Here is a 19664-nt window from a genome sequence, read left to right as displayed (position 1 = left end):
TTGATGCTTGAGGTCGGACAAGAAGAACCGTAGGAGCGGCGTCAGCCGCAATCCATACGACAGGTAGAACCTGTCGCGGCTGAAACCGCTCCTACAAGAGTCTTAAAGCAGTAGCAACAGCAAAGGCTTTCGCCTGGCGGCGAGTCACTTTTCTTTGCTTGTGCAAAGAAAAGTAACCAAAAGAAAGCACACCCCGCAGCGCGCCCTCCGCGCTAACGCGCTCCGGGTCCGCAGCCACGACGGGCATTTTTCGACGGCACATCCATGTGCCGGCGAAAAACGACGCGCATCCTGCGCGTCGCCCTTCGGGTATTCGCCCGCCGTGGCTGCCGCGCCGAGGGGACCCCGGGTGAAGCAAAACAGCAACAGCCAAAGCCACAGCAACAGCAACAGCAACAGCAACAGCAACAGCAACAGCAAAGAACGACAGTGCGATCGAATTCCCCCTGTTAACGGAACCACCATGAACTTCATCTCCACCCGTAACGCCGCTCCCGCCGTGTCGCTCAGCCAGGCCATCGCCGCCGGACTCGCCCCCGATGGCGGCCTGTACGTCCCCGAGCGCCTGCCCGCCGCCCGCGACCTGCGCGCCGGCGGCAGCCTCGCCGAGACCGCCGCGGACCTGCTGGCGCCGTTCTTCGATGGCGACGCTCTGGCTGCGGAACTGCCGGCCATCTGCGCCGAAGCCTTCGACTTCGCCGCGCCGCTGCAGCCACTGGCCACGCCCGGCGACCATGCATTGGAGCTGTTCCATGGCCCGACCGCCGCGTTCAAGGACTTCGGCGCCCGCTTCCTGGCTGCCTGCCTGACCCGGCTGCGGCGGGGGGCGGAAACGCCGTTGACCATCCTCGTCGCCACCTCCGGCGACACCGGTGCCGCGGTCGCGGCCGCGTTCCATCGCCAGCCCGGGCTGCGCGTGGTGGTGCTGTATCCGGACGGGCGCGTGTCGCCGCGGCAGGCGCACCAACTCGGCTGCTTCGGCGACAACATCCACGCCCTGCGCGTGGCCGGCTCGTTCGACGATTGCCAGGCGCTGGTCAAGCAGGCGCTGAACGACGCCGACCTGCAGGCGCAGGCGCCGTTGAGTTCGGCCAACAGCATCAGCCTGGGGCGCTTGCTGCCGCAGATGAGCTACTACGCGCATGCAGCCCTGCAGCACCATGCCGCGCATGCGCAGCCGCTGAACCTGGTGGTGCCCACCGGCAACCTGGGCAATGCGCTGGCCGCGATCCTGGCGCGCGCGCTGGGCGTGCCGCTGGGCCGGATCGTGCTGGCGACCAATGCCAACCGCGTGCTGCCGGACTTCTTCGCCGGCGCCGACTACGCGCCGCAGCCCAGCGTGGCGACCCTGGCCAATGCGATGGACGTCGGCGCGCCGAGCAATGTCGAGCGCCTGCGCTGGCTGTACCAGGGCGACGACGCCACGCTGCGCACCCAGTTCCAGGCGTATTCGGTGGACGATGCGCAGATCCGCCAGACCATCGGCGAGCGGTTCCGCCGCTACGGCGAGGTGCATTGCCCGCACACTGCCACCGCGCTGCACGTGCTGCAGCAACTGCGCGCCGAGGGTGCGGAGGCCGACGCCGGCGACTGGGCAGTGGCGGCCACCGCGCATCCGGCCAAGTTCGAAGGGGTGGTGGAGCCGCTGATCGGGCAAGCGGTGGCGGTGCCGCCGGCCTTGGCGGCGCTGCTGCAGCGGCCGGCGCAGGCCGAGCCGATCGCGCCGGACTACGCGGCGCTGCGCGCGCGGCTGCTGGCCGGCTGAGCGGCGCGGGCCGGGGCGCGCGCGAGCGCGCCCGACCGCTCAGTCGGACGGCTGCAGCCGCTGCCAGGCGGCCAGGACGATGCCGCGCACCTGCAGCCAGTCCAGGCGCGAGCGCGGATGGTCGCGCAGGAACACGTCGCGCAATTGCGCGACCACCTCTTCCACGCGCTGGCCGTGGTACTTGAGGTAGGCGTCGTAGGCCAGCTTCAGCGCCGGTTCGTAGTCGTGGAACGCGTAACCGGGCTGATGGAAGGGGCTGTGCGCGTAATGCGCCTTCCAGAACTCCAGTTCGCGCTCGCGGTCCAGCATCACGCAGGCGCGCGAGGCGTGTTGCATCTCGATGGCGACGGCCATGTTGGCCCTCCGAGTGGTCCCCCCCACCGGCACCGCGGCGGCGCCGCAGGTGTGTTGCGCACGCAGTCTATGCCGGTCGGGCGTCGCCGCCGCGATGGCCGGCTGAAGCGTTCAGAGCTGGCGGTGCGGCAGTGCTGCACGCGGCAGTAAACCGGTGATCGGTTGGCTGCCAGCGGTCGCTGCACGGTTGTCCACACGCGATGTGGAGCGTTGCTCTGGAATCCTGTGGATAAGTGGCCGGGCACCGCATGGCGTCAGTGCCTGGAGCGGCATGGCGAAAAAATCGCCACGCCGGTCCGCTCAGTCTTCGTCCGACGCCAGCCGGTGCAGCGCGGCGAAGTCGCGGATCTCCACCACGTGCAGTTGCGGCAAGGCGATCAGGCCCTGCTGGCGCAGCTTGGTGAAGGTGCGGCTGACCGTCTCCATGGTCAAACCGAGATGGTCGGCGATGTCGCCGCGGCCCATCGGCAGCACCACCTTGTTGCCGGCATCGCCCTGACGCGCCGCGCGGGCCGCCAGCTTGAGCAGGAAATCGGCCAGTTTCTCGGCCGGCTGCAGCCGCGCCAGCGACAGCGCCGCGTCCTGCGCCGCATCCAGTTCCAGGCAGGCGCGTTGCAGCAGCTTGCGCTCCAGGTGCGGGAACTGCGTGCGCAACTGCTGCATCTGCGCCACCGGCACCCGGCACACCCGGCTGTCGGCGATGGCTTCGATGTCGTGGCGGTGCCTGGCCGATTCGCTCAGGCCGACGTAGTCGCCGGGCAGGACGAAACCGGCCACCTGGCGGCGTCCGTCGGCGAGGGTGCGGACCAGGCGCAGCGCGCCGGCGGTGACGGTGTAGACCGCCTGCCGCGCCTCGCCGGTGCGCGCCAGGGTGGCGCCGGCGGCGTAGTGCAGCGAGGTCGTGGCCCGTTCCAGCGCCTGCACCTCGTCGCAGGCCAGCGCCGAGCAGATCGCCAGGTGGCGGACCGCGCAATGCAGGCACTCGTTGCCGCGCGGTTCGCGCGGGGCGGACGCGTCGGCATAGGGCAGGGCGAATCCGGAAGGAGGCCTGTTCATGGGCGTGGCAGCGGCTTCGGCACCGGCGAATGATACGCCGATGCGGCCGCGCGTGGCCGGTGCGGCTAGAATTGGCGTCCCGCTCGCCCCCGAATCGCAGGAGTTCCGCACGTGATCAAGCCCCGTACGCCGCCCGGCATCATGGAATTGCTGCCACGCGAGCAGATCGCGTTCCAGCGCATGCTGGACGTCATCCGCCGCAATTACGAGCGGTTCGGGTTCCTGCCGGTGGAGACGCCGGTGTTCGAGCTGTCCGACGTGCTGCTGACCAAGTCCGGCGGCGAGACCGAGCGCCAGGTGTACTTCGTGCAATCCACCGGCGCGCTGGCCAATGCCGCAGCCGAGGGCGGCGAGGGCGGGCTGCCGGAGCTGGCGCTGCGCTTCGACCTGACGGTGCCGCTGGCCCGCTACGTGGCCGAGCACGAACACGAGCTGAGCTTCCCGTTCCGGCGCTACCAGATGCAGCGCGTGTACCGCGGCGAACGCGCCCAGCGCGGCCGCTTCCGCGAGTTCTACCAGTGCGACATCGACGTGATCGGCAAGGATGCGCTGAGCATCCGCTACGACGCCGAGGTGCTGGCGGTGATCCACGCGGTGTTCGCCGAGCTGGGCATCGGCGATTTCGCGGTGCAGTTGAACAACCGCAAGCTGATGCGCGGTTTCTTCGAGAGCCTCGGCGTGGCCGAGGGCGAGCGCCAGCTCGCGGTGCTGCGCGAGGTCGACAAGCTGGACAAGCGCGGCGCCGACTACGTGCGCGAGACGCTGGCCGGCGAGGGCTTCGGCATTCCCGCCGAGCAGGTGCAGCGCATCCTCGACTTCGTCGCGGTGCGCTCCAGCGGCCACGACGATGCGCTGGCGCGGCTGCAGGCGCTGGAGGCCGATGCGGCGTCCAGTGCGACCCTGCGCGAGGGCGTGGCCGAACTGCGCGAGGTGCTGGCCCTGGTCAAGGCGCTGGGCGTGCCGGAGACCGCGTATTGCCTCAATTTCTCCATCGCCCGCGGCCTGGACTACTACACCGGCACCGTCTACGAGACCTTGCTGACCGACTACCCGCAGATCGGCTCGATCTGCTCGGGCGGCCGCTACGAGGACCTGGCCAGCCACTACAGCAAGTCCAAGCTGCCCGGCGTGGGCATTTCCATCGGCCTGACCCGGCTGTTCTGGCAGTTGCGCGAGGCCGGGCTGATCGACGGCATCGCCTCCAGCAGCGTGCAGGCGATGGTGGCGCTGATGGACGAGGCCAAGCTGGACGACGCGCTGGACATCGCGCGGCGCCTGCGCGCCGGCGGCATCAACACCGAAGTGCAGATGGAGCCGAAGAAGATCGGCAAGCAGTTCCAGTACGCGGCCCGCGCCGGCATCCGCTTCGTGGTGCTGGCCGGCGACGACGAACTGGCGCGCGGGGTGGTCGCGGTCAAGGACCTGCTGCGCGAGCAGCAGTTCGAGATCGCCCGCGACGAACTGGCCAGTACGCTGCAGGTGGAGCTGGAGCAGGCCAAGGTAATGGCCTGAGTCTGGTGGCGGCGGCCGGCGACGGCCGCCGCGCTGTGCGAGATCTTCGTAGGAGCGGCTTCAGCCGCGACCGGCATGGCCGGTAACCCCGGCCACGGCCGATCCCAAAAACGCAAACTACAGCAGGCCCGCGCCCTGCAGCATCGCCTTGAGCGCGCGCCGTTGCGCGCCATCGTCCGCCGGCCAGCCCTGCAATTGCGCGACGACCTTGCCGTCGCGCACCAGGAAGAACGTCGGCATGCGCCACTCGCGCGGCAGCAGCGGCCACTCTTCCACATCGTAGAGCGGATGCAGCGGTGTCTGCGGATGCGTGCGGTTCTAGGCGCGCAGTGCGTCCAGGTTCTCGTTGCCGGGCGGCAGGCTCAGCCACAGGGCATGGCGGCGGAACGCCGGCCCAAGCTCGGGATCTGCGGCGATGGCGGCTGCGGCGTCCGCGGCGAAATGGCAGCCGGCGGTGACCAGGAGTTGGGTCGGCCGCAGATCGATCCGCTGCCGGCGCAGGGCGCGGCCATCGGTGTCCAGCGACCATAGCGTCGGTCCTTGCGCGCCCGTGCCCAGGCGGTCGTCGATGCGCAGCCAGTGGGGCCAATCCGCACTGCCGCCCGCGGCAACCAGCGCCCTGGCATCCTCGACGCGGTGCGCCAGCAGCAGTGCGTTGCCGGCAGCCTCCAGTTGCGTGGCAGTGGCCTGGCCGCGCAGGCGCAGCTGTGCCAGCAGTTGCAGTTGCGCGTCCAGTCCCGACGGAACCGGGCGCAGCGCATAGGCGGCGGTCACGGCCCGATACAGCAGTTCCAGCGCAGCATCGTCCAGGTGGGTGATGGCGGTGGGATCGAAGGCTTCGGGCAAGGCGCTGCGCAATACCGGCCAGGGGTCGCCCTGCGTGTGGCGTGCGCCGCGCGGATCCCGGTTGTAGCGGTTGTAACGGCGCTCGAGGTCGCCGATCGGGGCGGCCGGATCGCTGACGCGCGGTTGCGTCGCCCAGTGCGGCAAGGTCTCGGCGTAGCGCTCGACCCCGAACAGCGCCAGCAGCGCCCGGCCCTGCGTGCGGGTCAACTGCGGCAGATCCTGCGTATCGAATCCACCCAGGCCATTGCGGCCGAACACCAGGCCGTCGAGGAAGCGTTCGCGGGCGCCGGGCGTGAGCGCGTCCAGTGGCGTGCGCTGGCCGGCGTGGGCGCGCAGGTAGGCGGCGAGCTGGGCGCTGGAGCGGATCGGCAGGCCTGCCGCAGCAACGGTGTCGCCACTTGCGGCCACCTGGGCATGTGGTGTCGGAGACGGATGCTGCGCCAGCGCATGCGTCGCCAGGCACAGGGCAACACTGGCAAAACATGCGTAACGCATGCGGCGCTCCTGCGGCGGCGGGTGAGCCGATGCTAGCGGTCATCGGATGGCGCTGCCACAGGCTGAAGCCGCCATCTTTCGCGATGGGGTCGCGACTGGGGCGCCTGGGCAGCGTAGGCAGCCAGCGCGGAGGCCGAATGGCTGAACCGCGGACCAGCGCAACCTGCACAAGCTTGACCTTGTAATAGCGTGCTATTACATTAGCGCAATGAAACAACGTCCCGTCCCTGCAGAAGACCGCGACAGCGACGCCTCGTTCAAGGCGTTGGCACGTACCCTGGCCCAGCTCGGCAAACCGCAGGAAGTGGCGGCGTTCCTGCAGGACCTGTGCACGCCGGCCGAGCTGGAGGCGATGGCGGACCGCTGGCGCGTGGTGCCGCTGCTGCTCAAGGGCGTGCCGTACCGCGAGATCCATGATCTGACCCAGGTCAGCGTCACCACCATCGGCCGTGTCGCACGGACCCTGGAATACGGCGCCGGCGGCTATGCCGCGGCGCTGCGCCGGCAGACGGCGCGCCCCTCCGATTCCCACTGAGATGTCCTGATGAGTGCTTCCCTGGCAGCACCGGCCCGCGACCGGCTGCGTATCGCGATCCAGAAGAGTGGCCGCCTGGCCGAGCCGGCCCGCGCGGTGCTGGCCGCCTGCGGGCTGAGCTGGCGCGAGAGCCGCGACAAGCTGTTCTGCTACGGCGAATCGTTGCCGGTCGACCTGCTGCTGGTGCGCGACGACGATATTCCCGGGCTGATCGCCGACGGCGTGTGCGATTTCGGCATCGTCGGCCGCAACGAACTCGAAGAGCAGGCCGGCGAGCGCCGCCGCAACGGCCTGCCCGAGGCCTATCGCGCCCTGCGCGGGCTCAACTTCGGACAGTGCCGGCTGATGCTGGCGGTGCCGGACAGTTGGGAGTGGAGCGGCCCGCAGCAGGTGCAGGGATTACGCATCGCCACCAGCTACCCGGCGGTGCTGGCCGACTGGCTGGACGCGCGCGGCATCGCCGCGCAGGTGGTGGAGCTGTCCGGTTCGGTGGAAATCGCGCCGCGCCTGGGCACCGCCGACCTGATCTGCGATCTGGTTTCCAGTGGCGCCACCTTGGCCGCCAACCAGCTCAAGCCGGTGGAGACGCTGCTGGAGAGCGAGGCGGTGCTGGCCGGTCCGGTGCGTGAACCGGCCGACGCCCGCGCCGGCCTGGCGGCGATGCTGCTGCGCCGGCTCGACGGCGTGCTCAAGCTGCGCGACAGCAAGCTGCTGATGTTCCGCGCCGCGCGCGAGCGCGTCGCCGACCTGGCGCGGTTGCTGCCCGACGCCGAACCGCTGGTGCAACTGCCCGGCGATGCCGATGGCCCGCTGCAGTTGCAGACCATGTGCCACGGTGCGATCACCTGGCAGCGCATGGAGGAACTGGAGCGCGCGGGCGCGCAGGGCTTGATGGTGTTGACGGTGGAGCGGTCGCTGGCATGAATCGATTGGAATGGAGCGCGCTCGACGCGCAGGAGCGCACCCAGGCGCTGACCCGGCCGGTGCAGCGCGTGGCCGAGCAGACCCGCAACGCGGTGGCGCAGGTGCTCAATGACGTACGCAGCCGCGGCGACGTCGCGCTGCGCGAGCTCACCGCGCGTTTCGATGGCGTGGTGCTGGAGACCTTCGAAGTGAGCGCCGCCGAGTTCGCCGCGGCCGAGGCGGCGGTGCCGGCGCCGCTGCGCGCGGCGATGGCCGAAGCGGCGGCGCGGATCGACACCTTCCACCGTGCCGGTATGGCGCAGCCGTATGCGGTCGAGACCGCGCCGGGCGTGGTCTGCGAGCGCGTGGTGCGGCCGATCGGCCGGGTCGGCCTGTACGTGCCGGCCGGCAGCGCGCCGCTGCCGTCGACCGCGCTGATGCTGTGCGTGCCGGCGGCGCTGGCCGGCTGCCGCGAGGTGGTGCTGTGCACGCCGCCGCGCGCCGACGGCTCGGCCGATCCGGCGGTGCTGGTCGCGGCGACGCTGTGCGGCGTGGACCGGGTGTTCAAGCTCGGCGGCGCCCAGGCGATCGCGGCGATGGGCTTCGGCACCGAGACCGTGCCGTCCTGCGACAAGCTGTTCGGTCCTGGCAACAGCTACGTCACCGAGGCCAAGCAACAGGTCGCCCAGGCCGGCGCGGCGGCGATCGACATGCCGGCCGGTCCGTCCGAAGTCTTGGTGATCGCCGACGCCGGTGCCGATGCGGCCTTCGTCGCCGCCGACCTGCTGTCGCAGGCCGAGCACGGCCCCGACTCGCAGGTATTGCTGCTGTCCGACAGCGTTGCGCTGATCGAGGCGGTCGAGAGCGAACTGGAGCGGCAGCTGGCGACGCTGCCGCGCGCGGCGATCGCCCGGCAGGCGCTGGCCGCGTCGCGGCTGATCCGCGTCGACAGCCTGGAGGACGCCTTCGCCATCAGCAACCGCTACGCACCGGAACACCTGATCCTGGCGCTGCGCGCGCCGCGCGACTGGCTGGACCGGGTCGAGGCCGCCGGTTCGGTGTTCCTCGGCGACTACACGCCCGAGGCGCTGGGCGACTATTGCAGCGGCACCAACCATGTGCTGCCGACCAGCGGCGCCGCACGTGCCTACAGCGGCGTGAGCGTGGCCAGCTTCCAAAATTTCGTCAGCGTGCAGAGCGCCAGCGCGGCCGGCATCGCCGCGATCGGCGGTTGTGCGGTGTTGATGGCGCGCGCCGAGGGCCTGGACGCGCACGCCAACGCGGTGGCGCTGCGCATGGAGAAGGCCGCATGAGCCAGACTCCAGACGCACGCGCCGTGCTGGCGCTGGTCCGCCCGGATCTGCGCGACTTCGCGGGCTATTCGTCCGCGCGCAGCAGTGCGCTGCAGGGCGAGATTTGGCTCAACGCCAACGAATCGGCCTGGGCCAACGCCGCCGACGGCGACGCCGGCAACCGCCGCTATCCCGATCCGCAGCCGCCGGCGTTGCGCGCCGCACTGGCGCAGCTGTACGCCTGCGCCCCGGAACAACTGCTGCTCGGCCGTGGCAGCGACGAGGCCATCGACCTGCTGCTGCGCGCCCTGTGCGAGCCGGGCCGCGACGCCATCGTCATCACCCCGCCGGTGTTCGGCATGTATGCGGTGTGCGCGCGGCTGCAGAACGCGCGCGTGGTCGAGGTGCCGCTGCGCGATACGGCCGAGGGCCTGCTGACCGACGTGGACGCGGTGGTGGATGCCGCACTGAGCCAGATGGCCAAGCTGGTGTTCCTGTGTTCGCCGGGCAACCCCGGCGGCGCGGCGATCGCCCTGGCCGACATCGATCGCGCCGCCGAGCGCCTGCAGGGACGTGCGGTGCTGGTGGTGGACGAAGCCTATGGCGAGTTTTCCGACGAAGCCTCGGCCACCAGCTTGCTCGCGCGCCATGCCAACCTGGCGGTGCTGCGCACGCTGTCCAAGGCGCATGCGCTGGCGGCGGCGCGGATCGGCTGCGTGATCGCCGATCCGGCGCTGATCGCGGTGCTGCGCCGCTGCCAGGCGCCGTATCCGATTCCGGCGCCGTGCACGCAACTGGCGCTGGCCGCGCTGCAGCCCGAACCGCTGCGGCAGACCGCGGCGCGGGTGCAGGAGGTGCGGGCAGAGCGTGCGCGCATGCTGGCGGCGCTGGCGGCGTTGCCGGGCGTGCGCCAGGTGTATCCGTCGCAGGGCAATTTCCTGCTGCTGCGCTTCGACGACGCCGAGGGCGCGTTCCAGGCGCTGCTGGCGGCCGGGGTGGTGGTGCGCGACCAGCGCGCCGCGCCGGGCCTGGGCGATGCGCTGCGCATCACCCTGGGCACGCCGGCGCAGAACCAGCGCGTGCTCGGCGCCTTGCAGGCGTGGAGGGCGGCGGCATGACCCCGATCCTGTTCGTGGACCGCGACGGCACCTTGATCGAGGAGCCGGCCGATTTCCAGATCGACGCCTACGAGAAGCTGCGCTTCGTGCAGGGCGTGATCCCGGCGATGCTCAAGCTGCGCGACGCCGGCTACCAGTTCGTCATCGTCACCAACCAGGACGGCCTCGGCAGCGAGGCCTACCCGCAGGCCGCCTTCGACGGCCCCAACGACCTGATGCTGCAGATCTTCGCCAGCCAGGGCATCGTGTTCCGCGAGGTGCTGGTCGACCGCAGCTGGCCGGCCGACAACGCGCCCACGCGCAAGCCCGGCATCGGCCTGATGCTGCCGTACCTGCAGGACCGCAGCATCGACTGGGCGCGCTCGGCGATGGTCGGCGACCGCATCACCGACATCCAGTTCGCCGAGAACCTGCGCATCCGCGGCTTCCAGTTGCGCACCGCGCAGTTCGGCGGCGAGTGGGACTGGGCCGGCATCGCCCACGAACTGGCCGATGCGCCGCGCCGGGCGCGGGTGCAGCGCGACACCAAGGAAACCCGCATCGCGGTGGAACTCGACCTGGACCTGGCGCGCGACCCGCACTGCGCCACCGGCCTGCCGTTCTTCGACCACATGCTCGAGCAGATCGGCAAGCACGGCGGCTTCGCCCTGGACGTGCGCGCCGAGGGCGACCTGCATATCGACGAACACCACACCATCGAGGACACCGGCCTGGCCCTTGGGCAGGCATTGCGCCAGGCGCTGGGCGACAAGCGCGGCATCGGCCGCTACGGCTTCACCCTGCCGATGGACGAGACCCTGGCCAGCGCCGCGCTGGACTTCAGCGGGCGCCCGTACTTCGTGTTCGAAGGCGAGTTCAAGCGCGAGCGGGTCGGCGACATGCCGACCGAATTGGTCCCGCACTTCTTCCGCTCGCTGTGCGATGCGGCCGGGCTGAACCTGCACCTGAGCGTGCGCGGCGACAACGACCACCACAAGGTCGAGGCCTGCTTCAAGGCGCTGGCCCGCGCCTTGCGCCAGGCGCTGAAGCGCGAGGGTGCGGCGCTGCCCTCGACCAAGGGCGTGCTGTGAACCGGCGCGTCGTGGACACGCGGAGGCTGCGATGAGCACGGTGGCCTTGATCGACGCCGGCGGCGCCAACCTCGGTTCGGTGCGCTATGCGCTGCAGCGGCTCGGCGTGGAGCCGCGGCTGGTGCGCGACGCGGCCGGTCTGCAGGGCGCGGAGCGGGTGATCCTGCCGGGCGTGGGGGCGGCACCGCATGCGATGGCGCGGCTGCGCGAGCAGGGCCTGCTCGAGCCACTGCGCGCGCTACAGGTGCCGCTGATCGGCATCTGCCTGGGCATGCAATTGCTGTTCGAGCATTCCGAGGAAGGCGATGTCGATTGCCTGGGCCTGCTGACCGGCGTGGTCCGGCGCATGCCGCCGGCGCTGGGCATCCGCGTGCCGCACATGGGCTGGAACCGGCTGCTGCCGCTGCGGCCGTCGTCGCTGCTGGCGGGCGTGCCGGATGGCGCCAGCGCCTATTTCGTGCACGGTTATGCCGCGCCGGTCACCGCCGACACCGTCGCCGCCTGCGATCATGGCGGCCTGTTCACCGCGGTGGTGCAGCGTGGCCGCCGCTGCGGCGCCCAATTCCATCCCGAGCGCTCGGCGGACACCGGCGCGCGCATCCTGCGCAACTTCCTCGAGACCGACTTCCCATGAGCTTCGTCGTCTATCCCGCCCTGGACATCCGCGACGGCCGCGTGGTGCGGTTGGCGCAGGGCGACTACGCCCGCGAGACCCACTACGGCGACGATCCGCTGCGCCGCGCGCAGGCCTTCGCCGAGGCCGGTGCGCAGTGGATGCACCTGGTCGACCTGGATGCGGCGCGCGCCGGCGGCTATACCCTGGCGCCGCTTCTGCAGCGGATCCGCAACGAGACCGGGCTGCAGGTGCAGACCGGCGGCGGCGTGCGCTCGCGCGCCGACGTGCAGCGCCTGCTCGATGCCGGCGCCAGCCGCGTGGTGATCGGCTCGCTGGCGGTGCGCGACCGCGAGTCGGTGCTGGAGTGGCTGGGCGAATTCGGCCCCGACCGCATCACCGTGGCGCTGGACAGCCGCCAGGACGCGCACGGCGTCTGGCGCTTGCCGGTGCATGGCTGGACCGAAACCTCGTCGCTGAGCCTGGATGCGCTGGCGGGCGAGTACGCCGCGGCCGGGCTGATCCACCTGCTGTGCACCGACATCGCCCGCGACGGCATGCTGTCCGGGCCGAACCTGGCGCTGTACGCGCACCTGCGCCAGCTCGCGCCGGCGTTGGCGGTGCAGGCCTCCGGCGGCATCCGCAACGCCGCCGATGTGCGCGGCGCGCGAGAGGCCGGCTGCGCCGGTGCCGTCCTCGGCAAGGCCTTGCTGGAAGGGCGGCTGCGCCTGGACGAGGCGCTGGCATGCTGAGCCGGCGCATCATCCCGTGCCTGGACGTGCGCGCGGGGCGCGTGGTCAAGGGCGTCAAGTTCCGCGACCACGTGGACATGGGCGACATCGCCGAACTGGCGCTGCGCTATCGCGACCAGGGCGCCGACGAACTGGTGTTCTACGACATAGGCGCCAGCCCGGAAGGGCGCTCGGTGGACTACGCCTGGGTCGAGAAGGTGGCGCGGTTGCTGGACATCCCATTCTGCGTGGCCGGCGGCATCCGCGACGTCGCCACCGCGCGCGCGGTGCTGCACGCCGGCGCCGACAAGATCTCGATCAATTCGCCGGCGCTGGAGCGGCCGGCGCTGATCGCCGAGCTCGCCGAGGCGTTCGGCGTGCAGTGCGTGGTGGTCGGCATCGATTCGATCCGCGAGGACGACGGGCAGTGGCGCGTGCGCCGCTTCACCGGCGACCCCAGCAAGACCCAGGCGCTGCGCATGCGCACCCTGGACTGGGTGGTGGAGGCGCAGCGCCTGGGCGCCGGCGAGATCGTGCTCAACTGCATGGACAGCGACGGCGTGCGCCGCGGCTACGACATCGCCCAACTGCATGAGGTGCGCGCCCTGTGCAAGGTACCGCTGGTGGCGTCCGGCGGCGCCGGCGAGATGCAGCACTTCGCCGACGTGTTCGAGCGTGCCGACGTCGACGGCGCGCTGGCCGCCAGCGTCTTCCACAGCGGCGCGATCGCCATTCCCGAACTCAAGCGCTTCCTGCGCCAACAACAGATCGAGGTGCGCGATGGCGCATGAACACTCCCACGACGCGGACGCCGCCGATGCGGCGCTGGACTGGGGCAAGGGCGACGGCCTGCTGCCGGTGGTGGTGCAGGACGCCGCCACCCTGCGCGTGCTGATGCTGGGCTACATGAACCAGGAGGCGCTGGCGCAGACGCGCCGCAGCGGCCAGGTCACCTTCTACAGCCGCAGCAAGCAGCGCCTGTGGACCAAGGGCGAAAGCTCCGGCAACGTGCTGGACGTGGTGGCGATCGACACCGATTGCGACCGCGACACCCTGCTGGTGCTGGCGCATCCGCGCGGGCCGACCTGCCACCTCGGCCGCGACAGCTGCTTCCCGCAGGCGCCGGGCCAGTTCCTGGGCGCGCTCGACCGGCTGGTCGCGCAACGCGAGCGCGAGCGGCCTGCGGGCAGCTACACCACGCAGTTGTTCGAGAAAGGCACGCGGCGCATCGCGCAGAAGGTGGGCGAGGAAGGCGTGGAGACCGCGCTGGCCGGCGTCGCCCAGGGCGACGAGGACCTGCTCGGCGAGTCCGCGGATCTGCTCTATCACCTGACCGTGCTGCTGCGCGCACGCGGCCTGGGCCTGGCCGACGCGGTGGCGGTGCTGGAAGCGCGACACCGCTGAGCCTGTCCGGCGCGGTCATCGTCGCGTCGATGTCGTTGGCTACAATCGGGGGCCCTCGGCTTCTCCGGATGTTCCGCATGCTGCGCACCGTCGTCCTTGCCTGCCTGTTGGCCGCCGCCGCTCCCGCCGTGGCGCAGACCGCGACGATCAGCGGCAGTGTCTACCAGGAACGCGACAACGCCCCGGGCCGCGGCCCGGGCGATGCCGGCATCGCCGGCGTGCAGGTGTCCGACGGTGTGCACATCGTCCGCACCGACGCGCAGGGCCGCTACCGCTTGGAAGTGGAACCCGGCCGCACGGTGTTCGTGATCAAGCCCGACGGCTACAGCTTCGCCAGCGCCGGCAACGGCCTGCCGGACTACTGGCGGCACTACGCGCCCGCCGGCTCGCCCAAGCTCAAGTACCCGGGCATCGCGCCCACCCGCGGCGCCACCGACCACTGGGACTTCGCGTTGCGCGCGCAGCCCAGGGCCGACAGCACCGAGGTGCTGGTGTTCGCCGATACCCAGACCGCGTCGATGACCGATGTCGGCTACTACGCCCGCGACATCGTCGCGCCCTTGCGCGGCAAGACCCATGCGCGCATCGGCACTACCCTGGGCGACGTGGTCAGCGACGACCTGTCCCTGTATCCGGCGCTGAATGCGGAAACCGCCAAGCTCGGCGTGCCGTGGTTCCATGTGCCGGGCAACCACGACCTCAACTTCGACGCGACCGACGACGTCGATTCGCTGTCGAGCTGGCGTGCGGTCTACGGTCCCGACACCTACGCGGTGGAAGAGGGCGGCGCCAGCTTCGTGTTTCTGGACGACGTGGTCTACCAGCCGACGCAGCAGCCCAAATACATCGGCGGCCTGCGCGCGGACCAGTTCGCGTTCCTGCAGGCCTACCTGGCCAGCGTGCCCAAGGATCGACTGGTGGTGTTGGGCCTGCACATCCCGCTGTTCGATGCGGCGCCAGGCAAGGAGACGTTCCGGCATGCCGACCGCGCGCGGCTGTTCGCGCTGCTGCAGGCGTTCCCGCACGTGCTGGTGCTCAGCGGCCACAGCCACACCCAGCGCCACTATTACCACGGTGCCGACGAGGGCTGGCACGGCGCGCAGCCGCTGCACGAATACAACGTCGGCGCGGCCTGCGGCGCGTTCTGGTCCGGGGTCAAGGATGCCGAGGGCATTCCCGCCGCGACCATGGCCGACGGCACCCCGAACGGCTATGCACAGCTGACCGTGCGCCGCGACGGCGGCTACGCGCTGGCGTACCACGCAGCGCGTGCCGCCGACGAAACCCAGATCGGCCTGCATGCGCCGAAGGTGCTGCGCCGCGGCGCCTATCCGGCCTGGGGCGTGTACGCGAACGTATACATGGGCGAGGACGACACGCGCGTCGAGTACCGCGTGGACGACGGCGCCTGGAAGCCGATGCAGCGGGTCGAACAGCCGGACCCGACCCTGCTCGCCGAGAACGCGCGCGACGATGCCGCCGATGCGTTGCGCGGCTACGACCGGTCGCCGGAAGCGATTCCGTCGCAACACCTGTGGCGCGGCGCCTTGCCGACCGATCTGAGCGTGGGCGCGCACCGCATCGAGGTCCGCGCGTTCGACCGCTGGCGCGGCGAGCAGCACGCCAGCGGCAGCTATCGATTGCAGGACGCCTCTCCCTGATCGCGCCGCGGTTGCGACGCTGGCGTCGCGTCCCGGCGACGCCAGTTCAGGCGCGATCTAGGTTCTTTTGAGCGCCGTCCTGGGCGGTGCCCGGCACACGCGGGCGCTGGGCGAAGTAGAACCGGCTGTTGTCGTTGTCGTTGTCGTTGGCGATGACGCCCGATGAGCCGATCGGCACCGGTATTGGCGAATGTGCCGCCGTTTGTCCAGTCCGGCGCGCCGTCCCAGGAGCCGTGCCAGCTTTCATTTGCAAGTTACTCGAAGGACATGCTTTGCATTGATTGAATAACTGCACTGCTCCACACGGTTCGCCAGTTTTACGTCATGCGTTTGCTTGTCCGCGTACCTGCAGCGTACGGTGACGAATCGGCCCTCATCGTAGATGTAGCCCAGAACCCAACGGCCGTATCGCTCCTTTGCCACGTCGGGCTCAAGAGTTGCGAGATCCTGTGGTTCTCCATCGAATGCATCGATGGAGCGAAGTGGCTGATCCTGTCGAATGGGGCAGACTGAAGGCGCGGCGAGCACGGGACTCCAGCCAAAAAGGCAAAGTGCAAGAGCGGCAATTTGCTTGCTCAATGACATAGACGTTGTTTCCATTGTTTGCCGCTCGTATCTGCGCTGCCGTGCCTGCGGATCCGTCAGTATCAAGTCGGGCGCGGCGAAGCCCCATTCTTCATCGGATACGTCGGTTGGATAGAGGCGTGGTGGCTTCATCGCCTACGATAGCCGACGGTTGTGGGCCATCGCTGCGGCGCGGTCCGGCGTACTACCGGTCTGGAGTCGGCATGAAACAAAAAAACCTCCATGAAGGAGGCCTATAAAACGCGAGGATCCTGGCTGGCGAGCGAAGGCTGGCGGGCGGATCGGTGCGCAGCTGGCTGGCGAAAGGCTGGCGGGCTTGCTGCGGGGCGCAGTGTAACGGCTGCACGCGATCGGCGATCGAATGCGAATTACTCTCATCTATGGGGTTCCTGCGGACTCCTGCTCCAGGCCCCAGGCGCACCGAGCGTTGGGGTCTTGCGTGCGTTGCTCGACGGAGCAGCGCGGCTCACTGCGTGGGAGTTGCAGCCGATGGCGGTAGCGCCTGTTTTTCGGGCGTCGGGGGAGCCGTGGTTTGCGTGGTCCCGGGCGCGTGGTCGGGTTCGCCATTGGCCGCAGTCACTGCGTCGTCCGCATCGGGTTCCGGATACGGATAGACCGGTGCGGCGGCGTTCGGCAACTGCGCACGCCAGTGCTGCAGCCACGCGCCGATGCGCGCACCCACGTACAGCTGCGGATACGACGGCGCCTCGCCTTCGGCCTGTTCGCGTGCGCTGATCTCGGCGCTGGCCAGGCGATAGCTGTCGACCAGGTCGGTGGTGCGCGCCAGCGCGTCGATCAGCCAGGCGCGGCCGAAATAGGTGGCGCTGGCGGTGTTGCCGCAGCCGAACGAGGGCCGGTCGCGACGCGCGGCGGTGATCACCAGGGTGTCGGCGGTCTTCAGCGCCGGCACGAAGCCGCCGGAGTAGCAGGCGGAGATCACGATGATGCGGTTGCGGATGCCGGCGTCGTCGAGCAGGCGGCGCAGTTCCTGCGGCGTGATGGTGTCGTACTCGGCATCCTCGCCGGGGCCGAACTGCAGATACAGCTCGTGCTGGTCGGTGCCGTGGCTGGTCAGGAACAGCAGCAGCGCGTCCTCGCGCTTGTCCATCAGCTTGCCGATGCGGTCCAGCGTATCGGCCAGGTTGTCGTACGAGGCCTGTGGCGCGTAGGCATGCGCGCCGAGATTGTCGCCGTGGTTGATCAGGGTGGCGATGCGCCCGGCCGCGCCGAAGCGCTGCGCGAACATCTGTCGCAGGTACAGCACTTCGTTGCGGAACACGTCCTCGCTGGCGTCGCCGGCGAAGCCCACCACGTACAGGTCGGGGATGCCCGGGCGCTGCGCCTGCAGCGACCCCAGCGCCTGGCGCAGCTGCGCCTGGTCGACCGGATCCTGCGCCGCCTCGTCCTGCGCGGTGTCGGCCGTGCCGGCCGGCATGGCGCCGGCATCGGAATGGCAGGCGGGCAGCGCCAGCGCCAGCAGCGCGGCGGGCAGCAGTCGGCTGCGCACCACGGCAAGCAGGCGCCGCATCGCCGCCAGGGCGGCCATCAAGGCAGCGACAGGCCTGCTGCGCATGCGCGGGGACTCAGAAGCCCAGGTCGGCGAAGCTCTCCGCGCGGCGGTGGCCGTTGCAGGCCTCGCCCTGGCGCGGTTGCGGGTAATCGTCGCGGCGGTCGATCAGCACCGTGTCCAGGCCGGCGGCGCGGGCCGCATCCAGTTCGGCGACCACGTCGGACAGGAACACGATCTGCGCCGGCGCCACGCCGATCGCCTCGGCGATGCGCGCGTAGCTGGGTTGCTCGCGCTTGCCGCCGATCTCGGTATCGAACCAGCCGGAGAACAGCCCGCGCAGGTCGCCGGCGTCGCTGTGGCCGAAGAACAGCTTCTGTGCTGGCACCGAGCCGGACGAGTACACGTACAGTGCCCGGCCGTTGGCATGCCAGCGGCGCAGCGCCGGCGCGGCATCCGGATAGATGTGCGCGGTGAAGTCGGCATCGCGGTAGCCAGCTTCCCAGATCATGCCCTGCAGCGCCTTCAGCGCGGTGTGCTTGCGGTCCTCGTCGATCCAGCCCTGCAGGGTCTCCACGATCACCGCATCGGTGCAGATGCCGCCGCATTCGGTGGCGACCGCATCCAGCCACTGCCGCACCTGCGGCTGCTGGCCGTGCTCGCGCACGAAGCCGGGCAGGGCGCGGCGCGCATAGGGGAACAGCACGTCCTTGACGAAGGAGATGCTGCTGGTGGTGCCTTCGATGTCGGTGAGTACGACGCGCGGATCGGTCATCGCTCAGTGCGCCTCGCCGCGCAGCTTCGCCTCGTAGCGCGGGAAGCGCTGGGCGATGTCGGTGCCGGTGAAGTGGCCGACCCAGCCGTCCGGCTCGGTGAAGAAGCGGATCGCGACGAAGCGCGGCTCCGGCCCCATGTCGAACCAGTGGTGGGTGCCGTCGGGCACGGCGATCAGGTCGTCCTGCACGCATTCGATCTCGTAGACCTTGCCGTCCACGTGCAGGGTGAACAGGCCGGAGCCGGCGACGAAGAAGCGCACCTCGTCTTCCTTGTGGAAGTGCTCGTCGAGGAACTTCCTGCGCATCTCCTCGCGCTGCGGGTTGTCCGGGGCGATGCTGACCACGTCCACGGTCTTGAAGCCGTTGGCGGCGACCAGGCGGTCGATGTCGGCCTTGTAGGCGGCCATGACCGCGTCCGGCGAGGCGCCGGGCTCGATCGGCTGGTTGGCCTGCCAGCGCTCGAAGGTGACGCCGATCTTGCGCAGTTCGGCGGCGATCGCGTCGCCATCGCGGCTGTCGAACAGCGGCGCGTCGGGAGTGGTGTCGGCGAAGATGCGGAGTCGGCTCATGGCGGCGGGCGAAAGCGTCAGTGGGGACGAAAAGGGTAGCAGGTGCGCGGCCGGCGGCCGTTGCGGCGCTGGAACGCTGTCGCGCCGCGGTGGATCAGCCGGCGGCGCGCAGCTTGCGCAGTTCCAGCTCGCAGTGCAGCAGGAACTCGAAGGCCTCCAGGTGGCGGCGCGCCTCGGCCATGTCGCGGCCCCAGGCGTACAGGCCGTGGCCGTCGATCAGGTAGCCCCACAGCGGCGTGCGGTCGAGCAGGGCGTCGACCTGCGCGGCCAGCACGGTCATGTCCTGGGTGTTGGCGAACACCGGCAGGTCGACCGCGGTCTCGTGGGTCTGGTTGCCGTGCAGCGCCTTCAGCAGTTCGTAGCCTTCCAGGCGGATATGGCCCTGCGGGGCGTATAGGCGCGAGGCGATGGTCTGCACCGGCGAGTGCGTGTGCAGAATGCAGCCGACCTCGGGGAAGCGCCGGTACAGCTGGGTGTGCAGCAGGGTCTCGGCGGACGGGCGCAGCGGCCGGCCGACGGCCTGGCCGTCGAAGTCCACCACCATGATGTCGTCCTCCACCAGCCGGCCCTTGTCGCGACCGGAGACGGTGATCGCGGCATGGCGATCGTCCAGGCGGTGGGAGAAGTTGCTGCTGGTGGCGGGCGTCCAGCCGACCTGCGAGAGCTCGCGGATGTTGTCGATCAGCAGGTGCGCCAGCGTGCGCAGGCGCTCGGAATCGTAGGGCAGTGCGTTCATGCGCGTAGTGTAGGGCTTGGGGGTTGGATTGGGATGACAGGTGGCTGGACTCAACCGTATCTCCTCATGCCGTAGCCTCACACAAACCTCTCTCCAGACGGATCACGAGCGGTCGGACCCTCACCCCAACCCCTCT

22 protein-coding genes are annotated in these 19664 nt (G+C 70.1%); 12 read left to right on the top strand and 10 right to left on the bottom strand.

Annotated features, from left to right (window positions below; translation table 11 throughout):
* Positions 1-144 precede the first annotated feature (144 nt).
* Positions 145-474, bottom strand: coding sequence for a hypothetical protein (locus AC1PMG_RS11810; RefSeq protein ID WP_481109006.1), 330 nt, complete (start codon positions 472-474; stop codon positions 145-147).
* Here AC1PMG_RS11810 and thrC point away from each other — a divergent pair.
* Positions 464-1765, top strand: coding sequence for a threonine synthase (thrC, locus tag AC1PMG_RS11805; RefSeq protein ID WP_481109005.1), 1302 nt, complete (start codon positions 464-466; stop codon positions 1763-1765). The genes AC1PMG_RS11810 and thrC overlap by 11 nt on opposite strands.
* A gap of 39 nt (positions 1766-1804) precedes the next feature.
* On the opposite strand, the gene AC1PMG_RS11800 is transcribed toward thrC, so the two are convergent.
* Together AC1PMG_RS11800 and AC1PMG_RS11795 are read right to left on the bottom strand one after the other, a co-directional pair.
* Positions 1805-2119, bottom strand: a complete 315-nt coding sequence (locus AC1PMG_RS11800) for a hypothetical protein (RefSeq protein WP_481109004.1) — start codon at positions 2117-2119, stop codon at positions 1805-1807.
* 300 nt (positions 2120-2419) lie between these two features.
* The gene (locus tag AC1PMG_RS11795; protein WP_017912245.1) at positions 2420-3175 is read right to left on the bottom strand and encodes a Crp/Fnr family transcriptional regulator; all 756 of its coding nucleotides are present in this window, start codon (positions 3173-3175) and stop codon (positions 2420-2422) included.
* A 111-nt stretch (positions 3176-3286) separates the two neighbouring features.
* Between AC1PMG_RS11795 and hisS the strand changes: the two genes are divergently transcribed.
* Complete coding sequence (gene hisS / locus AC1PMG_RS11790) at positions 3287-4687, top strand: histidine--tRNA ligase (RefSeq protein ID WP_043091906.1); 1401 nt, start codon at positions 3287-3289, stop codon at positions 4685-4687.
* Between the two features lie 117 nt (positions 4688-4804).
* Here the strand turns inward: hisS and AC1PMG_RS11785 are convergent, their stop codons facing one another.
* Both AC1PMG_RS11785 and AC1PMG_RS11780 read right to left on the bottom strand, forming a co-directional pair.
* Entirely contained in the window at positions 4805-4927 is a 123-nt protein-coding gene (locus tag AC1PMG_RS11785) for a hypothetical protein (RefSeq protein ID WP_481109003.1), read from the bottom strand.
* A gap of 78 nt (positions 4928-5005) precedes the next feature.
* A complete protein-coding gene (locus tag AC1PMG_RS11780) occupies positions 5006-6028 on the bottom strand; it encodes a hypothetical protein (protein WP_481109002.1) in 1023 nt (340 codons plus the stop codon).
* Between the two features lie 208 nt (positions 6029-6236).
* Here AC1PMG_RS11780 and AC1PMG_RS11775 point away from each other — a divergent pair, with 208 nt between their 5' ends.
* The 10 genes from AC1PMG_RS11775 (at position 6237) to AC1PMG_RS11730 (ending at position 15355) form a co-directional block, all read left to right on the top strand.
* On the top strand, positions 6237-6563 hold the full coding sequence (locus AC1PMG_RS11775) for a YerC/YecD family TrpR-related protein (protein WP_017908286.1): 327 nt from the start codon (positions 6237-6239) through the stop codon (positions 6561-6563).
* A gap of 9 nt (positions 6564-6572) precedes the next feature.
* A complete protein-coding gene (gene hisG, locus AC1PMG_RS11770) occupies positions 6573-7487 on the top strand; it encodes an ATP phosphoribosyltransferase (RefSeq protein ID WP_017908285.1) in 915 nt (304 codons plus the stop codon).
* Positions 7484-8779, top strand: a complete 1296-nt coding sequence (hisD, locus tag AC1PMG_RS11765) for a histidinol dehydrogenase (RefSeq protein WP_481109001.1) — start codon at positions 7484-7486, stop codon at positions 8777-8779. Before hisG ends, hisD begins: the two co-directional genes overlap by 4 nt.
* Positions 8776-9876 carry a histidinol-phosphate transaminase gene (gene hisC, locus AC1PMG_RS11760; protein WP_481109000.1) on the top strand — a complete coding sequence of 367 codons (1101 nt, stop codon included), beginning with the start codon at positions 8776-8778 and terminating at the stop codon, positions 9874-9876. Before hisD ends, hisC begins: the two co-directional genes overlap by 4 nt.
* Positions 9873-10946: a bifunctional histidinol-phosphatase/imidazoleglycerol-phosphate dehydratase HisB gene (gene hisB, locus AC1PMG_RS11755; RefSeq protein ID WP_267094027.1), complete on the top strand. Its 1074-nt coding sequence runs from the start codon at positions 9873-9875 to the stop codon at positions 10944-10946. Before hisC ends, hisB begins: the two co-directional genes overlap by 4 nt.
* 31 nt (positions 10947-10977) lie before the next feature.
* Complete coding sequence (gene hisH, locus AC1PMG_RS11750; protein ID WP_481108999.1) at positions 10978-11580, top strand: imidazole glycerol phosphate synthase subunit HisH; 603 nt, start codon at positions 10978-10980, stop codon at positions 11578-11580.
* On the top strand, positions 11577-12311 hold the full coding sequence (gene hisA / locus AC1PMG_RS11745; protein WP_481108998.1) for a 1-(5-phosphoribosyl)-5-[(5-phosphoribosylamino)methylideneamino]imidazole-4-carboxamide isomerase: 735 nt from the start codon (positions 11577-11579) through the stop codon (positions 12309-12311). Before hisH ends, hisA begins: the two co-directional genes overlap by 4 nt.
* A complete protein-coding gene (gene hisF / locus AC1PMG_RS11740; RefSeq protein ID WP_481108997.1) occupies positions 12305-13081 on the top strand; it encodes an imidazole glycerol phosphate synthase subunit HisF in 777 nt (258 codons plus the stop codon). Before hisA ends, hisF begins: the two co-directional genes overlap by 7 nt.
* Positions 13071-13694, top strand: coding sequence for a bifunctional phosphoribosyl-AMP cyclohydrolase/phosphoribosyl-ATP diphosphatase HisIE (hisIE, locus tag AC1PMG_RS11735; protein WP_043091912.1), 624 nt, complete (start codon positions 13071-13073; stop codon positions 13692-13694). The genes hisF and hisIE overlap by 11 nt, the downstream gene beginning before the upstream one ends.
* A gap of 77 nt (positions 13695-13771) precedes the next feature.
* Positions 13772-15355 carry a calcineurin-like phosphoesterase C-terminal domain-containing protein gene (locus tag AC1PMG_RS11730; protein ID WP_481108996.1) on the top strand — a complete coding sequence of 528 codons (1584 nt, stop codon included), beginning with the start codon at positions 13772-13774 and terminating at the stop codon, positions 15353-15355.
* A gap of 243 nt (positions 15356-15598) precedes the next feature.
* Here AC1PMG_RS11730 and AC1PMG_RS11725 read toward each other — a convergent pair whose 3' ends face one another.
* The 5 genes from AC1PMG_RS11725 to AC1PMG_RS11705 all read right to left on the bottom strand — a co-directional run bounded on the left by AC1PMG_RS11725 (position 15599) and on the right by AC1PMG_RS11705 (position 19528).
* A complete protein-coding gene (locus tag AC1PMG_RS11725; protein WP_481111658.1) occupies positions 15599-15940 on the bottom strand; it encodes an STY0301 family protein in 342 nt (113 codons plus the stop codon).
* Between the two features lie 466 nt (positions 15941-16406).
* Positions 16407-17486 carry a C13 family peptidase gene (locus AC1PMG_RS11720; protein WP_481111657.1) on the bottom strand — a complete coding sequence of 360 codons (1080 nt, stop codon included), beginning with the start codon at positions 17484-17486 and terminating at the stop codon, positions 16407-16409.
* A gap of 37 nt (positions 17487-17523) precedes the next feature.
* Complete coding sequence (gene mtnC, locus AC1PMG_RS11715; RefSeq protein WP_481108995.1) at positions 17524-18222, bottom strand: acireductone synthase; 699 nt, start codon at positions 18220-18222, stop codon at positions 17524-17526.
* Positions 18223-18225: 3 nt separating this feature from the next.
* The gene (locus tag AC1PMG_RS11710) at positions 18226-18792 is read right to left on the bottom strand and encodes a 1,2-dihydroxy-3-keto-5-methylthiopentene dioxygenase (RefSeq protein WP_481108994.1); all 567 of its coding nucleotides are present in this window, start codon (positions 18790-18792) and stop codon (positions 18226-18228) included.
* 94 nt (positions 18793-18886) lie between these two features.
* The gene (locus AC1PMG_RS11705; RefSeq protein ID WP_481108993.1) at positions 18887-19528 is read right to left on the bottom strand and encodes a methylthioribulose 1-phosphate dehydratase; all 642 of its coding nucleotides are present in this window, start codon (positions 19526-19528) and stop codon (positions 18887-18889) included.
* Positions 19529-19664 lie beyond the last annotated feature (136 nt).

This window comes from Xanthomonas sp. NCPPB 2250, from assembly GCF_056725265.1.
The sequence above is the reverse complement of the archived record's forward strand: the minus strand, read 5'-3'. Positions and strand labels throughout refer to the sequence as shown.

What these genes read in the sequence shown, in the direction of transcription:
- AC1PMG_RS11775 (WP_017908286.1), top strand. Translation starts at nt 6,237, where the DNA reads ATGAAACAACGTCCCGTCCCTGCAGAAGACCGCGACAGCGACGCCTCG.
- AC1PMG_RS11800 (WP_481109004.1), bottom strand. Translation starts at nt 2,119, where the DNA reads ATGGCCGTCGCCATCGAGATGCAACACGCCTCGCGCGCCTGCGTGATG.
- mtnC (WP_481108995.1), bottom strand. Translation starts at nt 18,222, where the DNA reads ATGACCGATCCGCGCGTCGTACTCACCGACATCGAAGGCACCACCAGC.
- AC1PMG_RS11710 (WP_481108994.1), bottom strand. Translation starts at nt 18,792, where the DNA reads ATGAGCCGACTCCGCATCTTCGCCGACACCACTCCCGACGCGCCGCTG.
- hisA (WP_481108998.1), top strand. Translation starts at nt 11,577, where the DNA reads ATGAGCTTCGTCGTCTATCCCGCCCTGGACATCCGCGACGGCCGCGTG.
- AC1PMG_RS11785 (WP_481109003.1), bottom strand. Translation starts at nt 4,927, where the DNA reads ATGCCGACGTTCTTCCTGGTGCGCGACGGCAAGGTCGTCGCGCAATTG.
- AC1PMG_RS11795 (WP_017912245.1), bottom strand. Translation starts at nt 3,175, where the DNA reads ATGAACAGGCCTCCTTCCGGATTCGCCCTGCCCTATGCCGACGCGTCC.
- hisG (WP_017908285.1), top strand. Translation starts at nt 6,573, where the DNA reads ATGAGTGCTTCCCTGGCAGCACCGGCCCGCGACCGGCTGCGTATCGCG.
- hisB (WP_267094027.1), top strand. Translation starts at nt 9,873, where the DNA reads ATGACCCCGATCCTGTTCGTGGACCGCGACGGCACCTTGATCGAGGAG.
- AC1PMG_RS11730 (WP_481108996.1), top strand. Translation starts at nt 13,772, where the DNA reads ATGCTGCGCACCGTCGTCCTTGCCTGCCTGTTGGCCGCCGCCGCTCCC.
- hisD (WP_481109001.1), top strand. Translation starts at nt 7,484, where the DNA reads ATGAATCGATTGGAATGGAGCGCGCTCGACGCGCAGGAGCGCACCCAG.
- hisIE (WP_043091912.1), top strand. Translation starts at nt 13,071, where the DNA reads ATGGCGCATGAACACTCCCACGACGCGGACGCCGCCGATGCGGCGCTG.
- hisC (WP_481109000.1), top strand. Translation starts at nt 8,776, where the DNA reads ATGAGCCAGACTCCAGACGCACGCGCCGTGCTGGCGCTGGTCCGCCCG.
- thrC (WP_481109005.1), top strand. Translation starts at nt 464, where the DNA reads ATGAACTTCATCTCCACCCGTAACGCCGCTCCCGCCGTGTCGCTCAGC.
- AC1PMG_RS11780 (WP_481109002.1), bottom strand. Translation starts at nt 6,028, where the DNA reads ATGCGTTACGCATGTTTTGCCAGTGTTGCCCTGTGCCTGGCGACGCAT.
- AC1PMG_RS11720 (WP_481111657.1), bottom strand. Translation starts at nt 17,486, where the DNA reads ATGGCCGCCCTGGCGGCGATGCGGCGCCTGCTTGCCGTGGTGCGCAGC.
- AC1PMG_RS11705 (WP_481108993.1), bottom strand. Translation starts at nt 19,528, where the DNA reads ATGAACGCACTGCCCTACGATTCCGAGCGCCTGCGCACGCTGGCGCAC.
- AC1PMG_RS11725 (WP_481111658.1), bottom strand. Translation starts at nt 15,940, where the DNA reads ATGTCATTGAGCAAGCAAATTGCCGCTCTTGCACTTTGCCTTTTTGGC.
- hisH (WP_481108999.1), top strand. Translation starts at nt 10,978, where the DNA reads ATGAGCACGGTGGCCTTGATCGACGCCGGCGGCGCCAACCTCGGTTCG.
- AC1PMG_RS11810 (WP_481109006.1), bottom strand. Translation starts at nt 474, where the DNA reads ATGAAGTTCATGGTGGTTCCGTTAACAGGGGGAATTCGATCGCACTGT.
- hisF (WP_481108997.1), top strand. Translation starts at nt 12,305, where the DNA reads ATGCTGAGCCGGCGCATCATCCCGTGCCTGGACGTGCGCGCGGGGCGC.